Source organism: Curtobacterium sp. BH-2-1-1 (assembly GCF_001806325.1).
Lineage (GTDB): Bacteria > Actinomycetota > Actinomycetes > Actinomycetales > Microbacteriaceae > Curtobacterium.
In genome coordinates this window covers 331609-352653 of record NZ_CP017580.1, presented here as the reverse complement: position 1 = coordinate 352653, position 21045 = coordinate 331609, and the positions used below count along the sequence as shown (strand labels likewise).

24 protein-coding genes and 2 tRNA genes are annotated in these 21045 nt (G+C 72.1%); 23 read left to right on the top strand and 3 right to left on the bottom strand.

Features of this window, described 5'->3' with window-relative positions:
• Positions 1-32: 32 nt before the first annotated feature.
• The 10 genes from BJK06_RS01590 to BJK06_RS01545 all read left to right on the top strand — a co-directional run bounded on the left by BJK06_RS01590 (position 33) and on the right by BJK06_RS01545 (position 5603).
• Positions 33-845: a carbohydrate ABC transporter permease gene (locus BJK06_RS01590; protein ID WP_374475467.1), complete on the top strand. Its 813-nt coding sequence runs from the start codon at positions 33-35 to the stop codon at positions 843-845.
• A 5-nt stretch (positions 846-850) separates the two neighbouring features.
• The gene (locus tag BJK06_RS18405; RefSeq protein ID WP_156794726.1) at positions 851-1417 is read left to right on the top strand and encodes a hypothetical protein; all 567 of its coding nucleotides are present in this window, start codon (positions 851-853) and stop codon (positions 1415-1417) included.
• 20 nt (positions 1418-1437) lie between these two features.
• Positions 1438-2478, top strand: coding sequence for a LacI family DNA-binding transcriptional regulator (locus tag BJK06_RS01580; RefSeq protein WP_070416433.1), 1041 nt, complete (start codon positions 1438-1440; stop codon positions 2476-2478).
• Positions 2479-2615: 137 nt separating this feature from the next.
• Positions 2616-3272, top strand: a complete 657-nt coding sequence (locus BJK06_RS01575; protein WP_070416432.1) for an MBL fold metallo-hydrolase — start codon at positions 2616-2618, stop codon at positions 3270-3272.
• A gap of 101 nt (positions 3273-3373) precedes the next feature.
• Positions 3374-3449: transfer RNA gene (locus BJK06_RS01570), tRNA-Glu, on the top strand.
• A 71-nt stretch (positions 3450-3520) separates the two neighbouring features.
• Positions 3521-3593 (top strand) — tRNA-Glu (locus BJK06_RS01565).
• A gap of 71 nt (positions 3594-3664) precedes the next feature.
• On the top strand, positions 3665-4072 hold the full coding sequence (locus BJK06_RS01560; RefSeq protein WP_181015127.1) for a RidA family protein: 408 nt from the start codon (positions 3665-3667) through the stop codon (positions 4070-4072).
• 135 nt (positions 4073-4207) lie between these two features.
• Positions 4208-4630 carry a fluoride efflux transporter FluC gene (locus tag BJK06_RS01555; RefSeq protein WP_374930687.1) on the top strand — a complete coding sequence of 141 codons (423 nt, stop codon included), beginning with the start codon at positions 4208-4210 and terminating at the stop codon, positions 4628-4630.
• A complete protein-coding gene (gene crcB, locus BJK06_RS01550) occupies positions 4627-5001 on the top strand; it encodes a fluoride efflux transporter CrcB (RefSeq protein ID WP_070416430.1) in 375 nt (124 codons plus the stop codon). The genes BJK06_RS01555 and crcB overlap by 4 nt, the downstream gene beginning before the upstream one ends.
• Positions 4998-5603 (top strand): histidine phosphatase family protein, encoded by a 606-nt coding sequence (locus BJK06_RS01545; RefSeq protein WP_070416429.1) that lies wholly within the window; start codon positions 4998-5000, stop codon positions 5601-5603. Before crcB ends, BJK06_RS01545 begins: the two co-directional genes overlap by 4 nt.
• A gap of 99 nt (positions 5604-5702) precedes the next feature.
• Here the strand turns inward: BJK06_RS01545 and BJK06_RS01540 are convergent, their stop codons facing one another.
• Positions 5703-6770, bottom strand: a complete 1068-nt coding sequence (locus BJK06_RS01540) for an FUSC family protein (RefSeq protein ID WP_070416428.1) — start codon at positions 6768-6770, stop codon at positions 5703-5705.
• A 159-nt stretch (positions 6771-6929) separates the two neighbouring features.
• Between BJK06_RS01540 and leuC the strand changes: the two genes are divergently transcribed.
• The 6 genes from leuC (at position 6930) to BJK06_RS01510 (ending at position 13411) form a co-directional block, all read left to right on the top strand.
• Positions 6930-8369: a 3-isopropylmalate dehydratase large subunit gene (leuC, locus tag BJK06_RS01535; RefSeq protein WP_070416427.1), complete on the top strand. Its 1440-nt coding sequence runs from the start codon at positions 6930-6932 to the stop codon at positions 8367-8369.
• On the top strand, positions 8369-8965 hold the full coding sequence (leuD, locus tag BJK06_RS01530) for a 3-isopropylmalate dehydratase small subunit (protein WP_070416426.1): 597 nt from the start codon (positions 8369-8371) through the stop codon (positions 8963-8965). The genes leuC and leuD overlap by 1 nt, the downstream gene beginning before the upstream one ends.
• The gene (gene murA / locus BJK06_RS01525; protein ID WP_070416425.1) at positions 8965-10332 is read left to right on the top strand and encodes a UDP-N-acetylglucosamine 1-carboxyvinyltransferase; all 1368 of its coding nucleotides are present in this window, start codon (positions 8965-8967) and stop codon (positions 10330-10332) included. The genes leuD and murA overlap by 1 nt, the downstream gene beginning before the upstream one ends.
• A gap of 85 nt (positions 10333-10417) precedes the next feature.
• A complete protein-coding gene (locus tag BJK06_RS01520) occupies positions 10418-11173 on the top strand; it encodes a 1-acyl-sn-glycerol-3-phosphate acyltransferase (protein WP_070416424.1) in 756 nt (251 codons plus the stop codon).
• A 91-nt stretch (positions 11174-11264) separates the two neighbouring features.
• Positions 11265-12278 (top strand): NAD(P)H-dependent glycerol-3-phosphate dehydrogenase, encoded by a 1014-nt coding sequence (locus BJK06_RS01515; RefSeq protein ID WP_070419107.1) that lies wholly within the window; start codon positions 11265-11267, stop codon positions 12276-12278.
• 32 nt (positions 12279-12310) lie between these two features.
• Positions 12311-13411: a D-alanine--D-alanine ligase family protein gene (locus tag BJK06_RS01510; RefSeq protein ID WP_070416423.1), complete on the top strand. Its 1101-nt coding sequence runs from the start codon at positions 12311-12313 to the stop codon at positions 13409-13411.
• Between the two features lie 7 nt (positions 13412-13418).
• Here the strand turns inward: BJK06_RS01510 and BJK06_RS01505 are convergent, their stop codons facing one another.
• Positions 13419-13904: a DUF3515 family protein gene (locus BJK06_RS01505; protein ID WP_070416422.1), complete on the bottom strand. Its 486-nt coding sequence runs from the start codon at positions 13902-13904 to the stop codon at positions 13419-13421.
• A gap of 24 nt (positions 13905-13928) precedes the next feature.
• Between BJK06_RS01505 and thiL the strand changes: the two genes are divergently transcribed.
• Complete coding sequence (gene thiL / locus BJK06_RS01500) at positions 13929-14936, top strand: thiamine-phosphate kinase (RefSeq protein ID WP_070416421.1); 1008 nt, start codon at positions 13929-13931, stop codon at positions 14934-14936.
• A gap of 46 nt (positions 14937-14982) precedes the next feature.
• Here thiL and BJK06_RS01495 read toward each other — a convergent pair whose 3' ends face one another.
• A complete protein-coding gene (locus BJK06_RS01495; RefSeq protein ID WP_070416420.1) occupies positions 14983-15546 on the bottom strand; it encodes an RsmD family RNA methyltransferase in 564 nt (187 codons plus the stop codon).
• Positions 15547-15675: 129 nt separating this feature from the next.
• Here BJK06_RS01495 and BJK06_RS01490 point away from each other — a divergent pair, with 129 nt between their 5' ends.
• The 6 genes from BJK06_RS01490 (at position 15676) to mutM (ending at position 21036) form a co-directional block, all read left to right on the top strand.
• The gene (locus tag BJK06_RS01490; protein WP_070419106.1) at positions 15676-17865 is read left to right on the top strand and encodes an ATP-dependent DNA helicase RecG; all 2190 of its coding nucleotides are present in this window, start codon (positions 15676-15678) and stop codon (positions 17863-17865) included.
• Positions 17866-17885: 20 nt separating this feature from the next.
• Positions 17886-18380: a pantetheine-phosphate adenylyltransferase gene (gene coaD / locus BJK06_RS01485; protein ID WP_070416419.1), complete on the top strand. Its 495-nt coding sequence runs from the start codon at positions 17886-17888 to the stop codon at positions 18378-18380.
• Positions 18381-18467: 87 nt separating this feature from the next.
• Positions 18468-19070 (top strand): DUF177 domain-containing protein, encoded by a 603-nt coding sequence (locus tag BJK06_RS01480; RefSeq protein WP_070416418.1) that lies wholly within the window; start codon positions 18468-18470, stop codon positions 19068-19070.
• A gap of 47 nt (positions 19071-19117) precedes the next feature.
• Positions 19118-19321 carry a 50S ribosomal protein L32 gene (gene rpmF, locus BJK06_RS01475; RefSeq protein WP_022905230.1) on the top strand — a complete coding sequence of 68 codons (204 nt, stop codon included), beginning with the start codon at positions 19118-19120 and terminating at the stop codon, positions 19319-19321.
• A 13-nt stretch (positions 19322-19334) separates the two neighbouring features.
• Positions 19335-20060, top strand: coding sequence for a ribonuclease III (rnc, locus tag BJK06_RS01470; protein ID WP_229086630.1), 726 nt, complete (start codon positions 19335-19337; stop codon positions 20058-20060).
• A 4-nt stretch (positions 20061-20064) separates the two neighbouring features.
• Positions 20065-21036 carry a bifunctional DNA-formamidopyrimidine glycosylase/DNA-(apurinic or apyrimidinic site) lyase gene (gene mutM, locus BJK06_RS01465; RefSeq protein WP_070416417.1) on the top strand — a complete coding sequence of 324 codons (972 nt, stop codon included), beginning with the start codon at positions 20065-20067 and terminating at the stop codon, positions 21034-21036.
• The last annotated feature ends 9 nt before the right edge of the window (positions 21037-21045 follow it).

Sequence of the window (21045 nt, the reverse complement as noted above, 5' to 3'; positions counted from 1 at the left end):
ACGTGCGGGTCAAGCGCCACACCGGCCCGCGGATCCGCACCGCCGTGCAGGCCATCGTCATCGCCGTCTGGTGCCTCCTGCCGTTCTACTGGATGGTGGTGACCAGCTTCCGCGACGTCGGGTTCACGTTCGACGCCACACCGTGGCCGACGCACGTCACGCTCGACAACTACGCGACGGCGTTCTCGACGTCGCTCGGCAACCACCTCGGGCGGGCGCTCGCGAACAGCCTCCTCATCGGTGGCGTCGTGACGATCATCGCCCTGCTCGTCGGGACGAGCGCGGCGTACGCCCTGGCCCGTCTGGAGTTCAAGGGCAAGTCGCTCATCGCCGGTGCGATCCTCGCGGCGTCGATGTTCCCGGGCGTCGCGCTCATCTCCCCGCTGTTCCAGCTGTTCACGGACATCGGGTGGATGGGCTCCTACCAGGCGCTGATCCTGCCGAGCATCTCGTTCGTGCTGCCCCTGACCGTCTACACGCTCGCGAGCTTCTTCCGCGAGATGCCGTGGGACCTCGAGGAAGCGGCACGCATCGACGGGTGCACCCGCGTGCAGGCGTTCCGACGGATCATCCTGCCGCTGGCCGCCCCGGCCGTGTTCACGACGGCGATCCTGGCCTTCATCTCCAGCTGGAACGAGTACCTCATCTCCTCCCAGCTCTCGAGTGACGCGACGCAGCCGGTGACCGTGGCGATCGCCTCGTTCGCCGGATCCCAGCCGCACCAGGAGCCCTACACGGCGGTGATGGCCGCCGGCACGATCGTCACGATCCCGCTCGTGGTCCTCGTGCTCATCTTCCAACGACGCATCGTGGCCGGCCTCACCGCCGGTGGCGTGAAGGGGTGACGACCATGGCACAGCGCGGACCGACCCGGCCCACGGCGCGGATCGAGGAGGCCATCGGCTTCGTCGGCACGTTCGGCATCCTGTTCCTCGGGGCCACGGTGTTCTGCGAGCTCACCGGTCGCCCGGCGCTCGGCTGGGCGCTCACGCTGCTCGTCTGCGTGCTCGGCGTGGTGGTGCTCGACCGGTGGCGGGTGTCGGTGCTCCGCCGCACCCGTTCGACCGACGGTGCTGGCGCGCCGGCGCCGGTCGTCGCTCCGGTCGCGCGGCCGTCGGCGGCGCCGGTCGCTGCGGCCGGTGCCGGTCCGTCGGGGTGGCGGTCGGATCCGTCCCGCGTCGCCGTGCAGCCCGCGGCGGACGGTCGGGTGCACCGCCACGTCGGGTGGGACGAACTCGCGCCCGCCGGTCGTCGGGCCGCTCGGACGCGGCGCGCCGCGGTCCCGAGAACCGGAGCAGCGCCGGGCACGGCGCTCCCCGGGGCGGGCAGTGCGCTCCCCGGGGCGGGCAGTGCGCCGACGGTCGCGCGAGCGCAGACCGGCCCCGTCGCCGACGTGCGGCGGCCGTCGGACGGGTGACGGGCCTCCCGGGACCGTCCATGGGCATCCAGGAGATCGCGACCGTCACGGGCCTGTCGAAGTCGACGGTGTCCCGCGCCCTGCGTGGGATGTCGACGGTCGCGGACACCACGATCGACGAGGTGCGACGGGTCGCCGACGAGCTCGGGTACGTGCCGAGCTCGGCGGCGGCCGGCCTCGCCACGGGGCGGCAGCGTGCGATCGGCGTCGTCGTCCCGGTGATCGACCGGTGGTTCTACGTCAAGGCGCTCGGCGGTGTCGACGCCGAACTGCGGCGGGCCGGGTACGACCTGGTGCTGTACAACCTCGGCGGGCCCGGCGGCGACCGCGACCGGGCGTTCCGACGGTCGATGCTGCGGCACCGGGTCGACGGCCTCGTCCTGCTGTCGCTCGTGCTCGACGAGACCGAGCGCGCCGAGCTCGAACTCACGCGGCACCCCATGATCGTGATCGGCGGTCCGGCGCCGGGCCTCCGGAACGTCGGCGTGGACGACGTCGCCGTGGCCGGGATCGCCGTCGAGCACCTGTGCGGACTCGGGCACCGGGACGTGGCCTACGTCGGCGGACAGGACGAGGCGGGGATGAACGTGGCGGTGCCGTGGCTGCGGCGGGACGGGTTCGTGGACGCACTCGCCGCGCGGGGGATCGCGGCGCGGGAGGACTGGACCCTCGACGGACGGTTCTCCTTCGCGGGCGGCGTCGACGCGGGGGAGGCGTTGTTCGGCGGGCGTGACGGGCGCCGCGGTGTCGGGCGTGACGGCGCGTGGCCGACCGCGGTGTTCTGCGCGTCCGACGAGATGGCGCTCGGGGTGGTGCTCGCCGCGCGTCGAGCGGGCCTCTCGGTGCCGGAGGACGTCTCGGTCATCGGCATCGACGGCCACGAGTACGGCGAGGTCGCCGGGCTGACCACCATCGCCCAGGACCCGGTTGCCCAGGGCCGGGTCGCGGCGCGGGCCGTGCTCGCCGAGGTCGACGGCGGGCTCGCGGGGCCGTTGCCGGCGTCTCCGGCGCACCTCGTGGTGCGGTCGACGACGGGGCCGCCCCGGGCCGTCCGCGCGTAGGCGGTGGCATCGCCGCGCTCCGAACCACGAACGCGACATCGAACCGGGGGCCGTGCCTGGTTCGACGTCGCATCCGTGGTTCGACCCAAGCCGCGCCGCGCCGTCGCTCCGCCACGCCGCCGCGTAGGGTCGCCCGCATGGAGGTCACCAAGCTCGAGCACGCCTGCCAGATCGTCACCGAGGGCAGCGCGCGCCTCGTCATCGACCCGGGCAACTTCACCCGGCCCGTCGACGTCACCGGTGTCGTCGCCGTCGTCGTCACCCACGAGCACCCGGACCACGTCACGCCCGAGCAGGTCCGGCGGATCCTCGACGCGAACCCCGGGGCGGTCGTGATCGGCCCCGCCGGTGTCGCCCGGGCGCTCGCCGGCGCGAGCGACGCGGGCGGCGCGGGCGGCGTCGTGGTGGACGTCGTCACCGCCGGGGACCGTCGCATCGTGGGCCCGTTCGACCTGTCGTTCCACGGCACGCGTCACAACCTGATCCACTCGAGCGTCCCGATCGTCGACAACACCGGTGTCCTCGTGAACGGCAGGCTCTTCCACCCGGGCGACTCCTACACGGTCCCCGACGTCCCGGTCGACGTCCTCGCCGCACCCGTCGGTGCCCCGTGGCTCAAGGTCTCCGAGATGATGGACTACGTCCTCGCGGTCGGGCCCCGCCTGGCCTACCCCGTGCACGAGGCAACGCTCTCCGACGTCGGCTACGGCATGCACACCGGTCGTCTCCGCGAGGCCGTGGAGCCCGCCGGCTCGCTCGTCGTCCTCCGTCCCGGGGAGTCGCTCACGATCTGACCGGAGCGGTTGTCCCGCCGCAGCATGGCGGCGCACCCGGGCGACACGCCTCGTTTTGGCACGGCGCGGGGCTTGTGCAATACTTGTCGAGTTGTCGGAACGGCCCCATCGTACAGCGGCCTAGTACGTCGCCCTCTCACGGCGGTAACGCGGGTTCGAATCCCGCTGGGGTCACCACAGGTGGCTTGCCTCCGACTCCGACAACGACCATGACCCCCGCTTCCGGGCGGGGGATTCCCATGTGTGACGGCCCCATCGTACAGCGGCCTAGTACGTCGCCCTCTCACGGCGGTAACGCGGGTTCGAATCCCGCTGGGGTCACACCAGCACGAAAGCCCTCCGGTCCGCCGGGGGGCTTTCGTCGTCCCGGTCGGCTCTGCGAGGCTGACGGGGTGACCAGTGTCGTGCAGCTCATCCGTTCCGGTGCCCTCAGCGACGTCGCGGAGTACGCGTACGCCGCAACCGTGCCGGCAGGCAGCCGACTCGTGTTCCTCGCCGGCGCGTGCCCCCTCGACGCCGACGGCCGGACCGTGGCCGTGGGCGACGTCCGCGGTCAGGCGGCGCAGTGCGTCGAGAACCTCCGCACCGCGCTCGACGCCGCGGGGGCCGGGATCGCCGACCTCGCCCAGACCCGGGTCCTCGTCGCGTCGACGCGGCAGGCCGACCTCGTGGCCGCGTGGGAGGTCGTCCGCGAGGCCATGGGCGACCACGACGTGCCGAGCACCCTCGTCGGGGTGACCGTCCTCGGGTACGACGACCAGCTCGTCGAGATCGAGGGCATCGCGGCCGTCGCGGACTGACGCGGTACGCTGATCCGGTCGTCAGACCCGGCAGTGGGGCCTGCCGGACCCAACCGCGGCCAGCCGCCAACGGTCCCTATCCCGAGAACACCGCACGCGCGGAGACGATCCGGCGTGCTCGGCGATAGGAGCACCGTGCACGAACGTCCACCCCACCTCCGCTGGTCGATGCTCGGCGTCGTCGCACTCGGCGGGGCGATCGGCACCGGTGTCCGAGCGCTCCTCGCCGAGGTCTTCCCGGCGCACGACGGCATCAGCTGGGCGATCTTCGCGATCAACGTCGTCGGCGCGTTCTGCCTCGGCCTCCTGCTCGAGGCGTTGGCGCACCGCGGCCCGGACGTCGGGCGTCGTCGGGGCCTGCGGTTGTTCGTCGGCACCGGGATCCTCGGCGGCTTCACGACCTACAGCACGCTCGCCGACGACACCGCGCAGCTGCTCGACGTCGGTCGCTGGGGTGCCGGCAGCGGGTACGCCCTGCTCACGGTGGTGGCGGGCCTGCTCGCCGTCGTGGCCGGCATCGGGCTCGCCACGGTGCTCCGGTCCGGAGGCGCCCGGTGAACGCCCTCGAACTGCTCCTCGTCGCGGTCGGCGGGGGAGTCGGCGCGGCGCTGCGCTTCCTCCTCGACGGCGTCGTGAAGGGCCGGGTGTCCGGCTTCCCGCTCGGCACGGTCGTCATCAACGTGTCCGGATCGCTCGTCCTCGGGGTCCTGACGGGCCTCGGGCAGGCGGGCACGATCCCGCTCCCGGTCGTCGCGGTGCTCGGAACGGGCATGATGGGTGGGTACACGACGTTCTCGACGGCGAGCGTCGAGACCGTACAGCTCCTCCGATCCGGCAAGCCCCGGCTCGCCGTCCTGAACGGCCTCGGGATGCTCGTCGTCTCGGTCGGCGCAGCCGCGCTCGGCCTGCTCATCGGAAGGAACACATGACCTCGGAACGCCCCGGCGAACTCGTCCTCGTCCGTCACGGAGAGACGGAGTGGTCGAAGAGCGGGCAGCACACCGGCCGCACCGACATCCCGCTCACCGAGAACGGCATCGAGCAGGCGAAGCGCGCCGGCCGGTACCTGGCGGACCGCACGTTCGCGCTGGCACTGTCCAGCCCGTTGCAGCGTGCCCGCGACACGGCGGCGCTCGTCGGTGTCGACGCGGAGCTCGACGAGGACCTCTACGAGTGGGACTACGGCGCGTACGAGGGGCTCACCACGCCGCAGATCAAGGTCCTCCGGCACGGCCCGTGGGACCTCTGGACCGACGGCGTGCCCGCCGGTGACACCCCCGGCGAGAACGCCGCCGAGGTCCGGGTCCGCGTCGAGCGCATCCTCAACCGTGCCCGACCGGTCCTCGCCGAGGGGCAGGACGCGATCGTCGTCGCCCACGGGCACGTCCTCCGTGCGCTCGGCGCCGCGTGGATCCGCCTCGCACCGCAGGACGGCGCCGTGCTGAAGCTCGGGACCGCCTCGGTGAGCGTGCTCGGGTACGAGCACGGCCGTCCCGTCATCGACGCCTGGAACATCCAGCCCCGCGACTGACGCGTCCGTGCACGCAGCCGCAGCGGGTCTGCGGCGGCCTGCTGCGGACGGGAGGCGCGGTGCCGGCCCGACCCGCGCCTCCCGTCCGCGCAGCCCGCGTCAGACGGTCCGGATCGCGCTCGTCGCGCCCAGCGCGCGACCGCGCCGACGCTCGATCCCGCGCCCCACGAACAGCAGTGCGACGCTGACGAGCGCGCCCAGGGTGGTCTGCGCGACGCGGTCGAGCGCGAGGAGCTCCGGCGCCTCGGGCAGGCTCAGCCACGACACGGCGAGCGCGAGCGGCGTGAGGAAGAGCAGGCACACGGCGTAGTGCCGCGCGACGAAGATCTCCGCGAAGAACTGCCCGACGACGGCGATCAGGACGATCCACCACGCCGAGGGCTCCAGCAGCAGGATGCCCACCGCGATCACGGTGCCGCCGATCGTGCCGATGAACCGCTGGAACGCCCGGAACACCGTGTGCCGCTGGCGCAGTGCGGGCAGCGTCGACACCACGGCGATGACCGCCCAGTAGGGATGCCCGAGCCCGGGGATCGTCTCGGCGACGGCCCCGGCGACGAGCGCTCCGATCACGTTGAGGGCCACGGTCTCCCACAGCGCGGGCGTCCGGAGCGCCGCGAGCGAACGGTGCTTGCGCTCCGCCAGCGGCCGGAACCGGTGCGGCGCGCGCGGGTGCAGCACCAGGCGCAGGACGGACCCGGACATCGCGACGAGCCAGGCCCAGACGACCGAGCACACGATGATCGTGGCGATGACCGGGACGTCGGCCGGCCGGACCGGCACGAGCGACGAGACGAGGAACGCGAACACCGGGAAGATCGGCTGCGCCGGGATCGAGCGGAGGGCGCTCAGCGTGCAGACGGCGAGGACGAGCACGAGGACGAGCCCGACCGCCTGCATCCAGAGCTGCGACCCGGCCAGGGCGACACCCACGCCGGCGGCCATGCACACCGCCTGCATCGCGCCGGCGACACCGGTCGTCACCGCACGCTGCCGGTAGGGCTCGGTGGCGCCGAAGATCGCCGTGAACCCGGCGAACATGGCGAAGGCGGCGTACCCGGGCATCCCGAGGGCGATGAGCAGCGCGAGCGGGGCGCCACCGGCGACCGCGGCGCGGATCGCGCCCTCGATGTTGATGGTCCGGGTCGAGTGCGCAGGTGTCGTCATGTCGCGACCATCTTCCCACCGCGACGGGTGTCGCGGAGTCGAACCGCGCCTCCAGGCCGCCGGACCGGCGCGGGAGCACGTTGGTATACCAACCTGCTAGACTCGCCGGACCGAGCCGCGACAGCGGCTCATCGACGACAACGAGGAAGGGTCGGGCCGATGGGAAAGACGCTCGCCGAGAAGGTGTGGGACGACCACGTCGTGGTCAAGGGCGAGGACGGCAACCCCGACCTCCTCTACATCGACCTCCACCTCGTGCACGAGGTCACGAGTCCGCAGGCGTTCGACGGCCTGCGCCAGGCCGGCCGCCCGGTGCGCCGCCTGGACCTGACGATCGCGACCGAGGACCACAACACCCCGACCCTCGCGATCGACCGTCCGATCGCGGACCCGACCAGCCGGACCCAGATCGAGACGCTCCGTCGCAACTGCGCGGAGTTCGGCGTCCGCCTGCACTCCCTGGGCGACAAGGAGCAGGGCATCGTCCACGTGGTCGGTCCCCAGCTCGGCCTGACCATGCCCGGCATCACGGTGGTCTGCGGCGACTCGCACACCAGCACGCACGGGGCGTTCGGTGCGATGGCGTTCGGCATCGGGACGTCCGAGGTCGAGCACGTCCTCGCGACCCAGACCCTGCCGCTCAAGCCCTTCAAGACCATGGCGATCACGGTCGAGGGCACGCTGCGTCCGGGCGTGACGGCGAAGGACATCATCCTCGCCGTCATCGCGAAGATCGGCACGGGCGGCGGGCAGGGCTACGTGCTCGAGTACCGCGGCTCGGCCATCCGTGCGCTCTCGATGGAGGGCCGCATGACGATCTGCAACATGTCGATCGAGGCCGGTGCCCGCGCCGGCATGGTCGCCCCCGACCAGACCACCTACGACTACGTGCAGGGTCGCGACCACGCCCCGACCGGCCAGGACTGGGACGACGCCGTCGCGTACTGGGACACCCTGTCGACCGACGACGACGCGGTGTTCGACGCCGAGGTCTTCATCGACGCCGACGAGCTCGAGCCCTTCGTCACCTGGGGCACGAACCCCGGCCAGGGCGTCTCGCTGTCCGAGAGCGTGCCGTCGCCCGCCGACTTCGACGACCCGAACGACCAGGCCGCCGCGCAGCGTGCGCTCGAGTACATGGACATCGCGGCCGGCACCCCGATGAAGGACATCGCCGTCGACGCGGTCTTCATGGGGTCGTGCACGAACTCGCGCATCGAGGATCTCCGGGCCTTCGCGTCGATCATCCAGGGCCGCAAGAAGGCCGACGGGGTCCGGGTCATGGTCGTGCCCGGGTCCGCACGGGTCCGGCTCGAGGCCGAGGCCGAGGGGCTAGACAAGGTCATCACGGAGTTCGGCGCCGAGTGGCGGTTCGCCGGCTGCTCGATGTGCCTCGGCATGAACCCCGACCAGCTGGCACCGGGGGAGCGCTGCGCGAGCACGTCGAACCGCAACTTCGAGGGGCGTCAGGGCAAGGGCGGGCGCACCCACCTGGTGTCCCCGCTCGTGGCCGCGGCGACCGCCGTGCGCGGCACGCTGTCGAGCCCGTGGGACCTGGAGACGTCCGAGTCGAACGCCGTCCTGGAAGGGGCAATCTGATGGACAAGATCACCACCGTCACCGGGATCGCCGCACCGCTCAAGCGGTCCAACGTCGACACCGACCAGATCATCCCCGCGGTCTACCTCAAGCGGGTCACGAAGACCGGCTTCGAGGACGCCCTGTTCTCCGGCTGGCGCCAGGACCCCGACTTCGTGCTGAACCAGCCCGAGTACCAGGGCGCGAAGGTCCTGGTGGCTGGCCCGGACTTCGGCACCGGGTCGAGCCGTGAGCACGCCGTCTGGGCGCTCCGTGACTTCGGCTTCGCGGTCGTCATCTCGCCTCGCTTCGCCGACATCTTCAAGGGCAACGCGGGCAAGCAGGGACTGGTCACCGCGATCGTGACCGAATCGGAAGTCGAGCGGCTCTGGGCCGAGATCGAGCGGAACCCGGGGGTGTCGGCGACCGTGGACCTGGTGGCGCAGCGCGTGTCGCTCGGGGATGTGGACGTCCCCTTCGAGATCGACGCTTACACTCGTTGGCGGTTGATGGAAGGGCTCGACGACATCGGGCTCACCCTCCGTGACGAGACCTCGATCACGGAGTTCGAATCCCGCCGCTCCCGTTGGCGGCCGAAGACATTGCCGGTGAAGTAGTGAACTCTCTCGTACAGGACGCAGCGGCCGCAGGGGCGCGCGTGGGCCTCAAGTCGGACGAGATCGTCATCCGCGGGGGCAAGCCGCTCGTGGGACGCATCGAGGTCCGCGGGGCGAAGAACCTCGCGACCAAGGCCATGGTGGCGTCGCTGCTCGGTGACACCCCGTCGATCCTCAAGGACGTCCCGGACATCTCCGACGTCAAGGTCGTCCGCGGGCTGCTCGAGGTGCACGGCGTGCGCATCACCGATCCTGCACGAGGCGAGCTCATCCTCGACCCGTCGAACGTCGAGTCGGCGCACTTCGCCGAGATCGACGCCCACGCCGGTTCGAGCCGCATCCCGATCCTGTTCTGCGGTCCGCTGCTGCACAAGCTCGGCGAGGCGTTCATCCCCGACCTCGGTGGCTGCCGCATCGGCGACCGCCCGATCGACTTCCACCTCGACGCCCTCCGTGCCATGGGCGCGGTCGTCGACAAGCAGGTCAACGGCATCCACCTCACCGCCCCGGACGGCCTCAAGGGCGCGTACATCGAGCTGCCGTACCCGAGCGTCGGCGCCACCGAGCAGGTCCTGCTGTCCGCGACCCTCGCCGAGGGCGTCACGGAGCTCCGGAACGCCGCGATCGAGCCCGAGATCATGGACCTCATCGCGATCCTGCAGAAGATGGGCGCGATCGTCTCGGTCGAGCCGAACCGCGTCATCTTCATCGAGGGCGTCGAGTCGCTCCGCGGCTACACGCACCGTGCGATCAACGACCGCAACGAGGCCGCCAGCTGGGCCTCCGCCGCGCTCGCGACCAACGGCGACATCTTCGTCGAGGGTGCGAAGCAGCAGGAGCTCATGACGTTCCTCAACGTCTTCCGCAAGGTCGGCGGCGGGTTCGACATCCAAGAAGACGGCATCCGCTTCTACCGCGAGCTCGAGGTCCTCAAGCCGGTCGTCATCGAGACCGACGTGCACCCCGGGTTCATGACGGACTGGCAGCAGCCGCTCGTCGTGGCCCTGACCCAGGCCGCCGGGCAGAGCATCGTGCACGAGACCGTGTACGAGAACCGCTTCGGCTTCACCGACGCCCTGAACGAGATGGGCGCGGACATCGTCGTCCACAAGGAGGGCCTGCCCGGGCACGACCGTCGCGTCGCCCGCCGTCCCTTCGAGCAGGCCGCGGTCATCACCGGCCCGACGACGCTCCACGCCGCCAACGTCCGCGTCCCGGACCTCCGCGGCGGCTTCAGCCACCTCATCGCGGCACTCACCGCCGAGGGCGAGTCCCACATCACGAACGTCGGCATCATCAGCCGCGGCTACGAGCACTTCATCCCGAAGCTGCGCAAGCTCGGCGCCGACTTCGACTTCGCGGGCTAGCGCGGTGACTGCTGCTCCGGCACCTCGCGGTGACGGTGAGGGCCAGGAGGCGCGGCGCGCCTCCGCCTCGCAGGTCACCACCGGCATGCCCGTCCCTGGGCGCCGGTGGCGCCGCGGCGAGCTGAACACGGCCTTCCGGATCCTCGCGACCGTGGTCATCCCGACCTTCCGCTTCTCCGCGCGCTACCACTGGCACGGACCGAACCGGTTGCCGGCCGAGGGCGCGTTCGTGCTCGCACCGAACCACTTCACGAACATCGACCCGCTCGTCGTCGGCACGGCGGTCTGGCTGTCCCGACGGGCGCCGCGGTTCCTCGCGAAGGCGTCCCTCTTCAAGGTCCCGGTCTTCGGCAAGATCATGTCCGGCATGGGCCAGATCCCCGTGGAGCGTTCCGGCCGTACCCGGCTGAGCGACCCGCTCGGTGGCGGCCGGTCGCTCATCGAGCAGGGCGGCGCCATCATCGTCTACCCCGAGGGCACGCTCACCCGCGACCCGGACCTGTGGCCGATGCGCGGCAAGACCGGCGCGGTGCGGATCGCGCTCGAGAACGACGTGCCGCTCATCCCGATGGCCCACTGGGGCACGCAGAACATCATGGCGCGGTACGGCAAGAAGCTCCGGCTCATCCCGCCGTCGCGTGTGGACGTCATCGTCGGCGACCCCGTCGACCTGTCGGCGTACCGCGGCAAGCCGATCGACCAGCAGGCGCTCGTCGAGGCGACCGAGCTGCTCATGCGGCACATCACCGCGCTGCTCGAGGAGCTCCGCGGGCAGCAGGCACCCCCGACCCGCTGGGACCCGGCGGCGAACAACCAGAAGGAGACCGGCCGGTTTGAGTGAGCAGCGATCGGGCCTCCGCCCGCACGATGACCACCCGGACCCCGCGGTCGCAGCCCCCGGAGCGGTGGACACCGCCGCGATCCGCGTGGTCATGCAGTCGACCGACAAGCCGCGCGTCGCCGTCATCGGTGCCGGCAGCTGGGGGACCACGTTCGCCAAGGTCCTCGCCGAGGGCGGTGCCGACACGGTCGTGTGGGCACGTCGTCCCGAGGTCGCGCGCGAGATCACCGAGACCAAGCGCAACTCGGAGTACCTGCCCGGCATCAACCTCCCGCGCACCCTGACCGCCTCGACGTCGCTGTCCGCCGTGCTCGACGGCGCCCAGCAGGTGTACGTGTCGGTGCCGTCGCAGACCCTGCGGTCGAACCTCGACGCGATCGCGCCGCTGCTCGCGCCGGGGGTGCCCGTGGTGAGCCTGATGAAGGGCGTCGAGAAGGCGACCGGTCTGCGGATGAGCGAGGTCCTGCTCCAGGGTCTCGGCATCGACCAGGACCGCATCGCCGTCGCGAGCGGCCCGAACCTGGCGCTGGAGATCGCCCGTCGGCAGCCCACCGCGGCCGTCGTGTCCTCGTCGTCGGCCGAGACCGCCAGCGCGGTGGCCGCCGTCGCCACGAACCCGTACTTCCGGTCGTTCATCAACACCGACGTCATCGGCACCGAGTTCGGCGGCGTGCTGAAGAACCTCATCGCCGTGGCGATCGGCATCGTCGACGGCGTCGGCTACGGCGAGAACACGAAGGCGTCGATCATCACGCGCGGGCTCGCCGAGATGACCGACTTCGCGGTGTCGCTCGGCGCGCAGCCCTCGACGCTGTCCGGGCTCGCCGGTCTCGGCGACCTCATCGCCACGTGCCAGTCACCGCTCTCCCGGAACAACACCGCGGGGCGGCTGCTCGGCCAGGGGTACCGGTTCGACGAGGTCGTGCGCCAGATGAACCAGACCGCCGAGGGGCTCGCCTCGGTCGCGCCGATCCTCGAGCTCGCCGCGGCGAACGGCGTCGACATGCCCATCGTGGGGCAGGTCGCCGAGGTGCTCGCCGGTAGGCTCGATCCGCGCAACATCGCGCCGCACCTCACCGAGACCGACGAACCCCAGGGCGAGTGACCGGTCCGACCCCGACCAGCAAGAGGACTGCCATGCCCACGATCGCACCCGTGCCACCGACGACCGTCGCCGTGCTGTTCGGCGGCCGTTCGAGCGAGCACGAGATCAGCTGCGTGACCGCCGGCGGGATCATGGACGTCGTCGACCGTGCCGAGTACGACCTCGTGCCGATCGGCATCACGAAGGACGGGGCGTTCACGCTCCAGTCCGACGACCCTGCGCAGTGGGCGCTGCGTGACGGCACGCTCCCGACGGTGCCCGACAACGGCACCCGCGTGGCGTTCCCGACGTCGCCGGCGACGAACGAGCTCGTGGTCTCGCACCCGGACGGCTCCGTCACGACGATCGCGGTCGACATCGTCTTCCCGATCCTGCACGGCCCGTTCGGCGAGGACGGCACCGTCCAGGGGCTCCTCGAGATCGCCGGTCTGCCGTACGTCGGCGACGGGGTGCTCGCGAGCGCCCTGGCCATGGACAAGCACGTCGCCAAGGCGGTCCTCGAGCACGCCGGGCTCCGGGTCGCGCCGTGGACGACCGTGCTCCGTCGCGAGTGGTCGGCCGACCCGGTCGACGTCGCCGAGGCGATCGCCGCGCACGGGTGGCCGCTCTTCGTGAAGCCGGCACGTGCGGGCTCCAGCATGGGGGTGTCCCGCGTGGACGGCCCCGACGAGCTCGGTGCCGCGATGGACCTGGCGTTCGAGCACGACTCCAAGGTCATCGTCGAGCCGCGGGTGATCGGGCGCGAGGTCGAGGTCGCGGTGCTCGAGGGTCGTGACGGCGTCCCGCGCACGAGCCTGCCGGGCGAGATCGTCGTCGCCGAGGACGCCTTCTACGACTTCGCGTCGAAGTACCTCGGCGGTGACGAGTCGCTGCTCTGCCCGGCCCCGCTCACCGAGGCACAGACCGACGAGATCCGGTCGATCGGCGCTCGGGCGTTCGAGGCGATCGGCGGCTCCGGGCTCGCCCGCGTCGACTGCTTCCTGACCGACGACGGCTTCGTCGTGAACGAGGTCAACACGATGCCGGGGTTCACGCCGCTGTCGATGTACCCGCGTTGCTGGGCGGCGTCGGGCGTGTCCTACGGCGAGCTCGTCCGCGAGCTCATCGAGCTGGGGCGCGCCGCCGTCCGCTGACCCGGGCCTACTGGTCGACGTCGGACGGGTCCAGGCACTGGTGCCCGTCCTTCGGGAGAGTCGACACCGCGTCGGTGACGTCCTGCACGACCTGGTTCGTGGTCTTCGTCGCGTCGATGACGAGCTGGACCGCCGGCGACCGCCCGAAGGTCGTGTAGACGATCTGCCCGCCACGGTCGTCCCGGATCCAGTCGACGTCACCGAGCGAGAAGCACGGCAGGTCGGAGACCGTCGGGACGGCCACGCCGCAGTGGTACAGGGCCACCTCGGGGTCGCCCCACGCCGCCGTCGACTGGGCGTTCGTGTTCCGCAGGTCGAACTTCGAGTCGACCGCTGCCGGCAGCCGGACCTGCACGGCTGCGCACGCGGCGGCGTCGGCGGAGGGCGCCGGGGACATCGCGACGGCGTTCGTGCAGCCGGTCAGACCGGCCGCGACGGCGATCACGACGCCCACGATCGCGGTCTTCCGGGTGGGGCGGCGCGCGGTGTCCATCGACGTCCAGGCTACCGTTCTCGTGTGGACGCGACGTACGACGCCTGGGCCGGACCGACCGTGGGGGAGCTCGGCGAACTCGTCGTCCTCGACCGCATCGTGCGCCGGTTGCCCGCCGGAGCGCCGCTGCTCGGCCCCGGCGACGACTGCGCGGTCGTGGCGGCACCGGACGGCCGGTTCGTGGTGACCACGGACATGATGGTGCACGGGCCGGACTTCCGCTGGGCCTGGTCCGCACCCGAGGACGTCGGGTGGAAGGCCGCGGCGACGAACCTGTCCGACGTCGCCGCGATGGGTGCGGTGCCGACCGGCCTCGTGATCGCCCTGGCGGCACCGCAGGACACCCCCGTGGCGGTGCTCGAGTCCTTCGCGGACGGGGTGCGCCTGGCGGTCGACGCCCTGGCGCCCGGCTGCGGCGTCGTCGGCGGGGACCTCTCCACGTCGTCGGCGTTCACGGTGTCGGTGACGGCGTTCGGCGACCTCGAGGGCCGTGCACCCGTCGTCCGCTCGGGTGCCCGACCCGGGGACGTCCTCGCCGTCTCGGGGGAGCTCGGACCGGCGGCGCGCGGGTTGACGCGGCTCTTCCGCGAGGGTGTGGACGCCGACGGCGAACCCTCGCGCGAGGCGGTCGTGGCGAGCGGCGCGGACACGGACCCCGACGTCGGACGACAGCGGCGCCCGGTCCCGCCGATCGCGGACGGGCCACGCGCGGCGTCCGCGGGGGCGACGGCGATGCTCGACCTCTCCGACGGGCTGGCGATCGACGCCGGACGGCTCGCCCGGGCCAGCCGGGTGACACTGGCGCTCGACGAGGCCTCCGGCAGCGGGCCCGTCATCGACGAGGTGGCGCTGCACGGCGGTGAGGACCACGGGCTGCTCGCCGCGTTCCCGCCCGGTGTCCCGCTGCCCGGGGGGTTCCGTCGCATCGGCGTCGTGCTCGACCGGGGCGACGCGGACCTCGTGCGCGGGGGAGTGCCCGTGCCGACGACCGGCTGGGACCCCTACGCCGACTGGGACGGCGCGGCCGGCTGACCGGTTCGCGGGCGCGGGCGCGGCGTCAGCGGGCGCGGGCGCGGCGTCAGGCGGCGGCGACCACGGCCTCCCACGCGACGGTCTCGCCGTAGCTCCGCTTGCTGAACGGCTCGAGCCCCGCGGGCCACGTCGGCTCGGGGGAGCGCTTGCTCCGCTCCACGACCACCACCGCGGCCGCCGTGAGCCGGGGCACGAGCGTCTCGAGCACCTCGGCCAGCTCGTGCTCGGTGACGTCGTACGGCGGGTCGATGAACACCAGGTCGAACGTCCGGACGGTGCCGCGCAGGTACCCGAGCACCGGCTGCGGCTGCACGTCGATCCGCACGCCGGGAACCCGCTGCTGCACGGCCTTCGCGTTCGCCCGGCAGGCCTGCGCCGCCGCCGACGCACGGTCGACGAGCACGACCTCGACCGCACCGCGGGACGCCGCCTCGAGCCCGAGGGCGCCCGTGCCGGCGTACAGGTCCGCGACGGAGGTGTCGTCGACGAGCCCGCGTGCCTCGAGCGACGAGAACAGCGCCTCGCGCACCCGGTCGCTCGTCGGCCGGGTGCCGGACTTCGGCACCCGGAGCGTCGTGGAGCCGGCGGCGCCGGCGATGATGCGGGTCATGCAGCCACCGTAGCGGGCCGCCGGGTGCTCCAGGCGTTCTCCACAGGCGGTCCAGGAGGCGCGGATCGCGTCGGTGCCGCCGGGTACCGTTGACGTGTGGTCACGACCGGAACGACAACCGAGCCGGCGGTGCCGGACCTCGGCCCCGCACCGCTCGACGCGCGGTTGTCGACCGTCCTCGGCGGACGGACGGCGAGCGCGATCGAGAAGGCGTTCGGGTACCGCACGGTCGGCGAGTTCCTCGAGCACGCACCCCGGCGCTACGCCGAACGCGGTGCCCTGACCGCGCTCGACTCCCTCGCGATCGGCGAGTCGGTGACGATCGTGGCCGAGGTCGTCGACGTCCGCGAACGGACGATGCGTGCGCGCCGCGGCTCGATCCTCGAAGCCAAGATCGGCGACGGCAAGGGGCTGCTCACCCTGACGTTCTTCAATCAGGGCTGGCGGACGAAGGACCTCGTGCCCGGTGCCCGCGGCATCTTCTCCGGCAAGGTCGGCGACTACCGCGGCGCACGGCAGCTCGCCCACCCCGACTACGAGCTGTTCGACCGCGACGACCCCCGGGCGACGGCGGACCCCGAGTCCGAGGAAGCCATCCGCTTCTCCCGCCAGCCGATCCCGATCTACCCGGCGACGTCGACGCTGACCTCGTGGCAGATCGCCAAGTCGATGGCGATCGTGCTCGACACGCTGCCCGACGTCCCGGACCCGATCCCCGCCCGGGTGCGGACCCGGCTCGACCTCGTGCCGTTCCGCAAGGCCCTCGAACTCCTGCACCGTCCCGAGAAGGTCGCGGACTTCAAGCGCGCGCAGGACGCCCTCCGCTACCGCGAGGCGTTCGTGCTCCAGACCGCCCTCGTGCAGCGCCGGATCGCCGCGCGCGCCACCGCCGCCACGCCGCGCTCCGCCGTGCCCGGCGGGATCCTCGAACGCTTCGACGCCACGCTGCCGTTCACGCTCACGGACGACCAGCGGTCGGTCGGCGCCGAGATCGCCCACGACTTGGCGGCGGACTGGCCGATGCACCGCCTCGTACAGGGCGAGGTCGGCTCCGGCAAGACCCTCGTGGCGATCCGGGCGATGCTCACCGTGGCCGAGTCCGGCGGGCAGTCGGCGCTCATCGCCCCGACCGAGGTCCTCGCGGCGCAGCACCTCCGGTCGATCGTGAAGTTCCTCGGCCCCGACCTCGCGGCCGAGCTCCGGCCGGTGATCCTCACGGGGTCGCAGTCGACGGACGAACGGCGGCGGGCCCTGCTCGCGGCGGCGTCCGGCAGCTCGCGGCTCGTGGTCGGCACGCACGCGCTCCTCGGCGACCGGGTCGACTTCGCCGAGCTCGGCCTCGTCGTGGTGGACGAGCAGCACCGCTTCGGGGTCGAACAGCGCGAGGCCCTCCGCACGAAGGGGGCCACACCGCCGCACGTGCTCGTCCTCACCGCGACGCCCATCCCGCGCACGGTGGCGATGACGGTGTTCGGCGACCTCGACGTCTCGACGATCACCGGGCTGCCCTCCGGCCGCGCCGGCGTCGAGACCTTCACGGTCCCGCTCGCCGAGCACCCGGGCTGGGAGTCCCGCATCTGGACCCGCATGGCCGAGGAACTCGCCGACGGCCGACAGGCCTTCGTGGTGTGCCCGGCGATCGACGACGCCCACACGGAAGACGACGGCGAGCCCGACCCGGCGAACGACGACGCCCCGAAGCGCGCCCCGGCCACCGTGCTCGCCACGGCGGAACGGATGCGGACGATGCCGGTCCTCGCCGACCGCCGGATCGAGGTCCTGCACGGCCGCATGACGGCGGACGAGAAGGACCGCGTGATGACCTCCTTCGCGGCCGGAACGGTCGACGTGCTCGTGGCCACGACCGTGATCGAGGTCGGCGTCGACGTGCCGAACGCCTCGATGATGGCCGTGCTCGACGCCGACCGGTTCGGCGTCTCGCAGCTCCACCAGCTCCGCGGGCGCATCGGCCGCGGCCAGTACGCCGGCGTGTGCCTGCTCGTGACCGCGGCCGAGGCCGAGACGACCTCGCGGGAACGGGTCGACGCGGTGTCGGCGTCCGACGACGGGTTCGAGCTCGCGCGGGTCGACCTCGAGCTCCGGCGCGAGGGCGACGTGCTGGGCGAACGGCAGTCGGGCGGGCGGTCGTCGCTCAACCTCCTGCGCGTCGTGGAGCACGCCGACCTCATCGTCGACGCGCGCGAGGAAGCCGAGCGCGTGCTGGAGCCCGATCCGCAGCTCGACGGGCACCCCGCGCTCCGCGAAGCCCTGGCCCGGCGGCTCGACGAGTCCGACGCCGCGTTCCTCGGCAAGAACTGAACGCCGGTATCGTCGCTGGCATGGCGCAGATCGCGGTGGTCCCCGGTTCCTTCGATCCCGTGACCCTCGGGCACCTCGACGTGATCGGGCGTGCGGCGGGGCTCTTCGACGAGGTGCACGTGCTCGTCGTGCACAACCCTGACAAGCGGCCCGCGATGTTCGACGCGGTCGACCGTGTCCGCCTCATCGAGGAGTCGCTCGTCGAGACGGGCGTGTCCGACAACGTCCGGGTCGGGGAGTGGACCTCGGGGTTGCTCGTCGACTACTGCCGGCAGGTCGGTGCGAAGGTCCTCGTCAAGGGCGTCCGATCCGGCGAGGACGTCGCGTACGAGACCCCGATGGCGATCATGAACCGCCACCTCGCCGACGTCGAGACGGTGTTCCTGCTGCCCGAGGCCGCCCGCGCCCACGTGTCGAGCTCGCTCATCCGTCAGGTGGCGTCCCTCGGCGGCGACGTGACCCCGTACGTGCCGCAGGTGGTCGCGGCGGCCCTCCACGAGCACACCGGGCGCTGAGCGCCGGACGCACGGAACCGGACACGCCCGCCCCCGCCTCGACTCGCAGGCCCGAGCGATGTAGGCTTGTCGATCGTGTCTTCCCACGTGAACAGCCCCTACGCCCTGCGCGTGCGCGACCTCGCGCACCGGCCGGGCGAGATGCGCGAGCACTCGCTCGACATCGCGGTGCCGGATGCGATGGGAGCGGGTGTCATCTCCGTCCGCGAAGGCGCCGAGATGCACATCGACCTCCGGCTCGAGGGCCTGCACGAGGGCGTCCTCGTCTCCGGGCACGCCAGCGCCGAGGCCGAGGGCGAGTGCTCCCGGTGCCTCATCGACATCAGCGAGCCCGTCGAGGTCGATTTCGCCGAGCTGTTCGCGTATGATGCCTCGGAGGATTTCGACTTCTTCGTTCACGATGACCACGTGGATTGTGAACAGGTCGTTCGAGATGCGGTGGTGCTGGCGCTGCCGTTCCAGCCGGTCTGCCGACCGGACTGCCCAGGCCTCGACCCGGTGACGGGCGAGCGACTGGCCGACATCGGCGAGCAGCGTGCTCACGAGGTCCTGGACCCGCGGTGGGCTGCGCTGAGCGGCATCACCCTCGACGACGCGACGAGCGGCGGCGAGGACACCGACGCAGCCAGCACGACCACGCCCCAGACCACCGAGGGTCAGGAGCGGTCCGACGCCGACCAGGCCGACTGACCGCCGCCCCTCGCCACTGACCACCGACCAACCGAAAGAGAACCACCATGGCCGTTCCCAAGCGCAAGCAGTCCCGTGCCAACACGCACGCCCGTCGTTCGCAGTGGAAGGCCGCGCCGGTCCAGCTCGTGAAGACGATCGAGAACGGCAAGGTCACCTACAGCCTCCCGCACCGCGCGAAGGTCGTCGAGGACTCCGCCGGCACGCCCCTGTACATGGAGTACAAGGGCCGCAAGGTCGCCGACGTCTGATCGGACCACACGCATGACAGCGACGTCCGGCGCCACGGGGTCCCGCCCCGTGGGGCCGGACGTCGTTCGTCTGCAGGGCATCCTCGGGGCCGACATCGACCTCGAGCTCCTGCAGCTCGCCCTGACCCACCGCTCGTACGCGTACGAGCACGGTGGCATCGGGCACAACGAACGCCTCGAGTTCCTCGGGGACTCGATCCTCGGCCAGGCCGTGACCGTGAAGCTCTACCGGTCCTTCCCCGACCTCGACGAAGGCGACCTCGCCAAGCGGCGCGCGAGCCTGGTGTCGACGGTCGCCCTCGCCGAGATCGCCCGCATGATCGGGCTCGGACAGTACCTCCGGCTCGGCAAGGGTGAAGAGCAGACCGGCGGCCGCGACAAGTCGTCGATCCTCGCCGACACGGTCGAGGCCGTGATCGGCGCGACCTACCTCTCCGCCGGCCCCGACCCGGCGACCGCGCTGGTGCTCCGGCTGGTCGAACCGCTCCTCATCGACCCGGACCGCTTCGGCGCTGCGATGGACCCGAAGACGAGCCTGCAGGAACTCGCGTCGAGCCTGTCGCTCGGCAACCCGTCGTACCGCGTGACCGAGGCCGGTCCCGACCACGACAAGACCTTCCACGCCACGGTCGTGCTCCAGGGCGAGGACGTCTCCACCGGCACCGGGTCGAGCAAGAAGACCGCCGAGATGGCAGCGGCGCTCCAGGCGTGGACGCAGCTCTCCGGCCGGGCGGCCTGACCGCGTGCCCGAACTGCCCGAGGTCGAGGTCGTCCGCGCCGGCCTCGAACCCGCCGTCAGCGGCGCGCGGGTCCTGCACGTGGACGTCGTCGACGACCGGGCACTGACCCGGCACGACGGTCCGGCCGAGGACTTCGCCGACCGCCTGACCGGTCGCACCATCGCCGCCGCGGTCCGTCGTGGCAAGTTCCTCTGGATGCCCCTGCAGCCCGAGTACGAGGGCGACCGACCCGAGGCCCTCGTGGCCCACCTCGGCATGAGCGGTCAGATCCTGCTCGGCCGTGGGCGCGAGGCGGCGAAGCACCGACGGATCCTCCTCGACGTCCAGCCCACCGGCACCGACCGCGACGGCTCCCCGGAGCCCCCGGTCGAGCTCGAGTTCGTCGACCAGCGCACGTTCGGCTCGATGGCGATCGACGAGATGGTCCCGACGATCGACGGGGCGCCGGCCGGTTCCGCCGGACACGTCGACGAGGTCGATCCCGACGCCGTGTGGCGCCGGAGCATCCCGAAGCAGGTGTCGCACATCGCCCGCGACCCGCTCGACCCCGCGTTCGACGACGATCGCTTCATCGCCGCCGCCCGGAAGCGCTCGAGCGGCATCAAGCGCGTCCTGCTCGACCAGGGCGTCGTGAGCGGCATCGGGAACATCTACGCCGACGAGTCCCTCTGGGCGGCCAGGCTGCACTACGACCGCCCGGCCGAGCGGCTGACCCGCGCCGACCTGCACGGCCTCCTGGCCGAGGTGCGGCACGTCCTCGGCCGTGCGCTGGAGGACGGCGGCACGAGCTTCGACGCGCAGTACGTCAACGTGAACGGGCAGTCCGGGTACTTCTCGCAGCGGTTGCACGTGTACGGGCAGCAGGGGAAGCCGTGCCCCCGGTGCGGCACCACGATCGTGCGTGAGGCCTTCATGAACCGATCGAGCCACATCTGCCCCGTGTGCCAACCACGCCCACGCCGTCGTACGCGTTAGCCTGACGCC

Excerpts from the sequence above, each read along its gene's own strand:
- BJK06_RS01545 (WP_070416429.1), top strand. The coding sequence starts at position 4,998 with ATGACCTCGGAACGCCCCGGCGAACTCGTCCTCGTCCGTCACGGAGAG.
- BJK06_RS01575 (WP_070416432.1), top strand. The coding sequence starts at position 2,616 with ATGGAGGTCACCAAGCTCGAGCACGCCTGCCAGATCGTCACCGAGGGC.
- rnc (WP_229086630.1), top strand. The coding sequence starts at position 19,335 with ATGACAGCGACGTCCGGCGCCACGGGGTCCCGCCCCGTGGGGCCGGAC.
- BJK06_RS01495 (WP_070416420.1), bottom strand. The coding sequence starts at position 15,546 with ATGACCCGCATCATCGCCGGCGCCGCCGGCTCCACGACGCTCCGGGTG.
- BJK06_RS01540 (WP_070416428.1), bottom strand. The coding sequence starts at position 6,770 with ATGACGACACCTGCGCACTCGACCCGGACCATCAACATCGAGGGCGCG.
- BJK06_RS01510 (WP_070416423.1), top strand. The coding sequence starts at position 12,311 with ATGCCCACGATCGCACCCGTGCCACCGACGACCGTCGCCGTGCTGTTC.
- coaD (WP_070416419.1), top strand. The coding sequence starts at position 17,886 with ATGGCGCAGATCGCGGTGGTCCCCGGTTCCTTCGATCCCGTGACCCTC.
- BJK06_RS01515 (WP_070419107.1), top strand. The coding sequence starts at position 11,265 with ATGCAGTCGACCGACAAGCCGCGCGTCGCCGTCATCGGTGCCGGCAGC.
- BJK06_RS01580 (WP_070416433.1), top strand. The coding sequence starts at position 1,438 with ATGGGCATCCAGGAGATCGCGACCGTCACGGGCCTGTCGAAGTCGACG.
- BJK06_RS18405 (WP_156794726.1), top strand. The coding sequence starts at position 851 with ATGGCACAGCGCGGACCGACCCGGCCCACGGCGCGGATCGAGGAGGCC.
- BJK06_RS01505 (WP_070416422.1), bottom strand. The coding sequence starts at position 13,904 with ATGGACACCGCGCGCCGCCCCACCCGGAAGACCGCGATCGTGGGCGTC.
- leuD (WP_070416426.1), top strand. The coding sequence starts at position 8,369 with ATGGACAAGATCACCACCGTCACCGGGATCGCCGCACCGCTCAAGCGG.
- BJK06_RS01520 (WP_070416424.1), top strand. The coding sequence starts at position 10,418 with ATGCCCGTCCCTGGGCGCCGGTGGCGCCGCGGCGAGCTGAACACGGCC.
- rpmF (WP_022905230.1), top strand. The coding sequence starts at position 19,118 with ATGGCCGTTCCCAAGCGCAAGCAGTCCCGTGCCAACACGCACGCCCGT.
- leuC (WP_070416427.1), top strand. The coding sequence starts at position 6,930 with ATGGGAAAGACGCTCGCCGAGAAGGTGTGGGACGACCACGTCGTGGTC.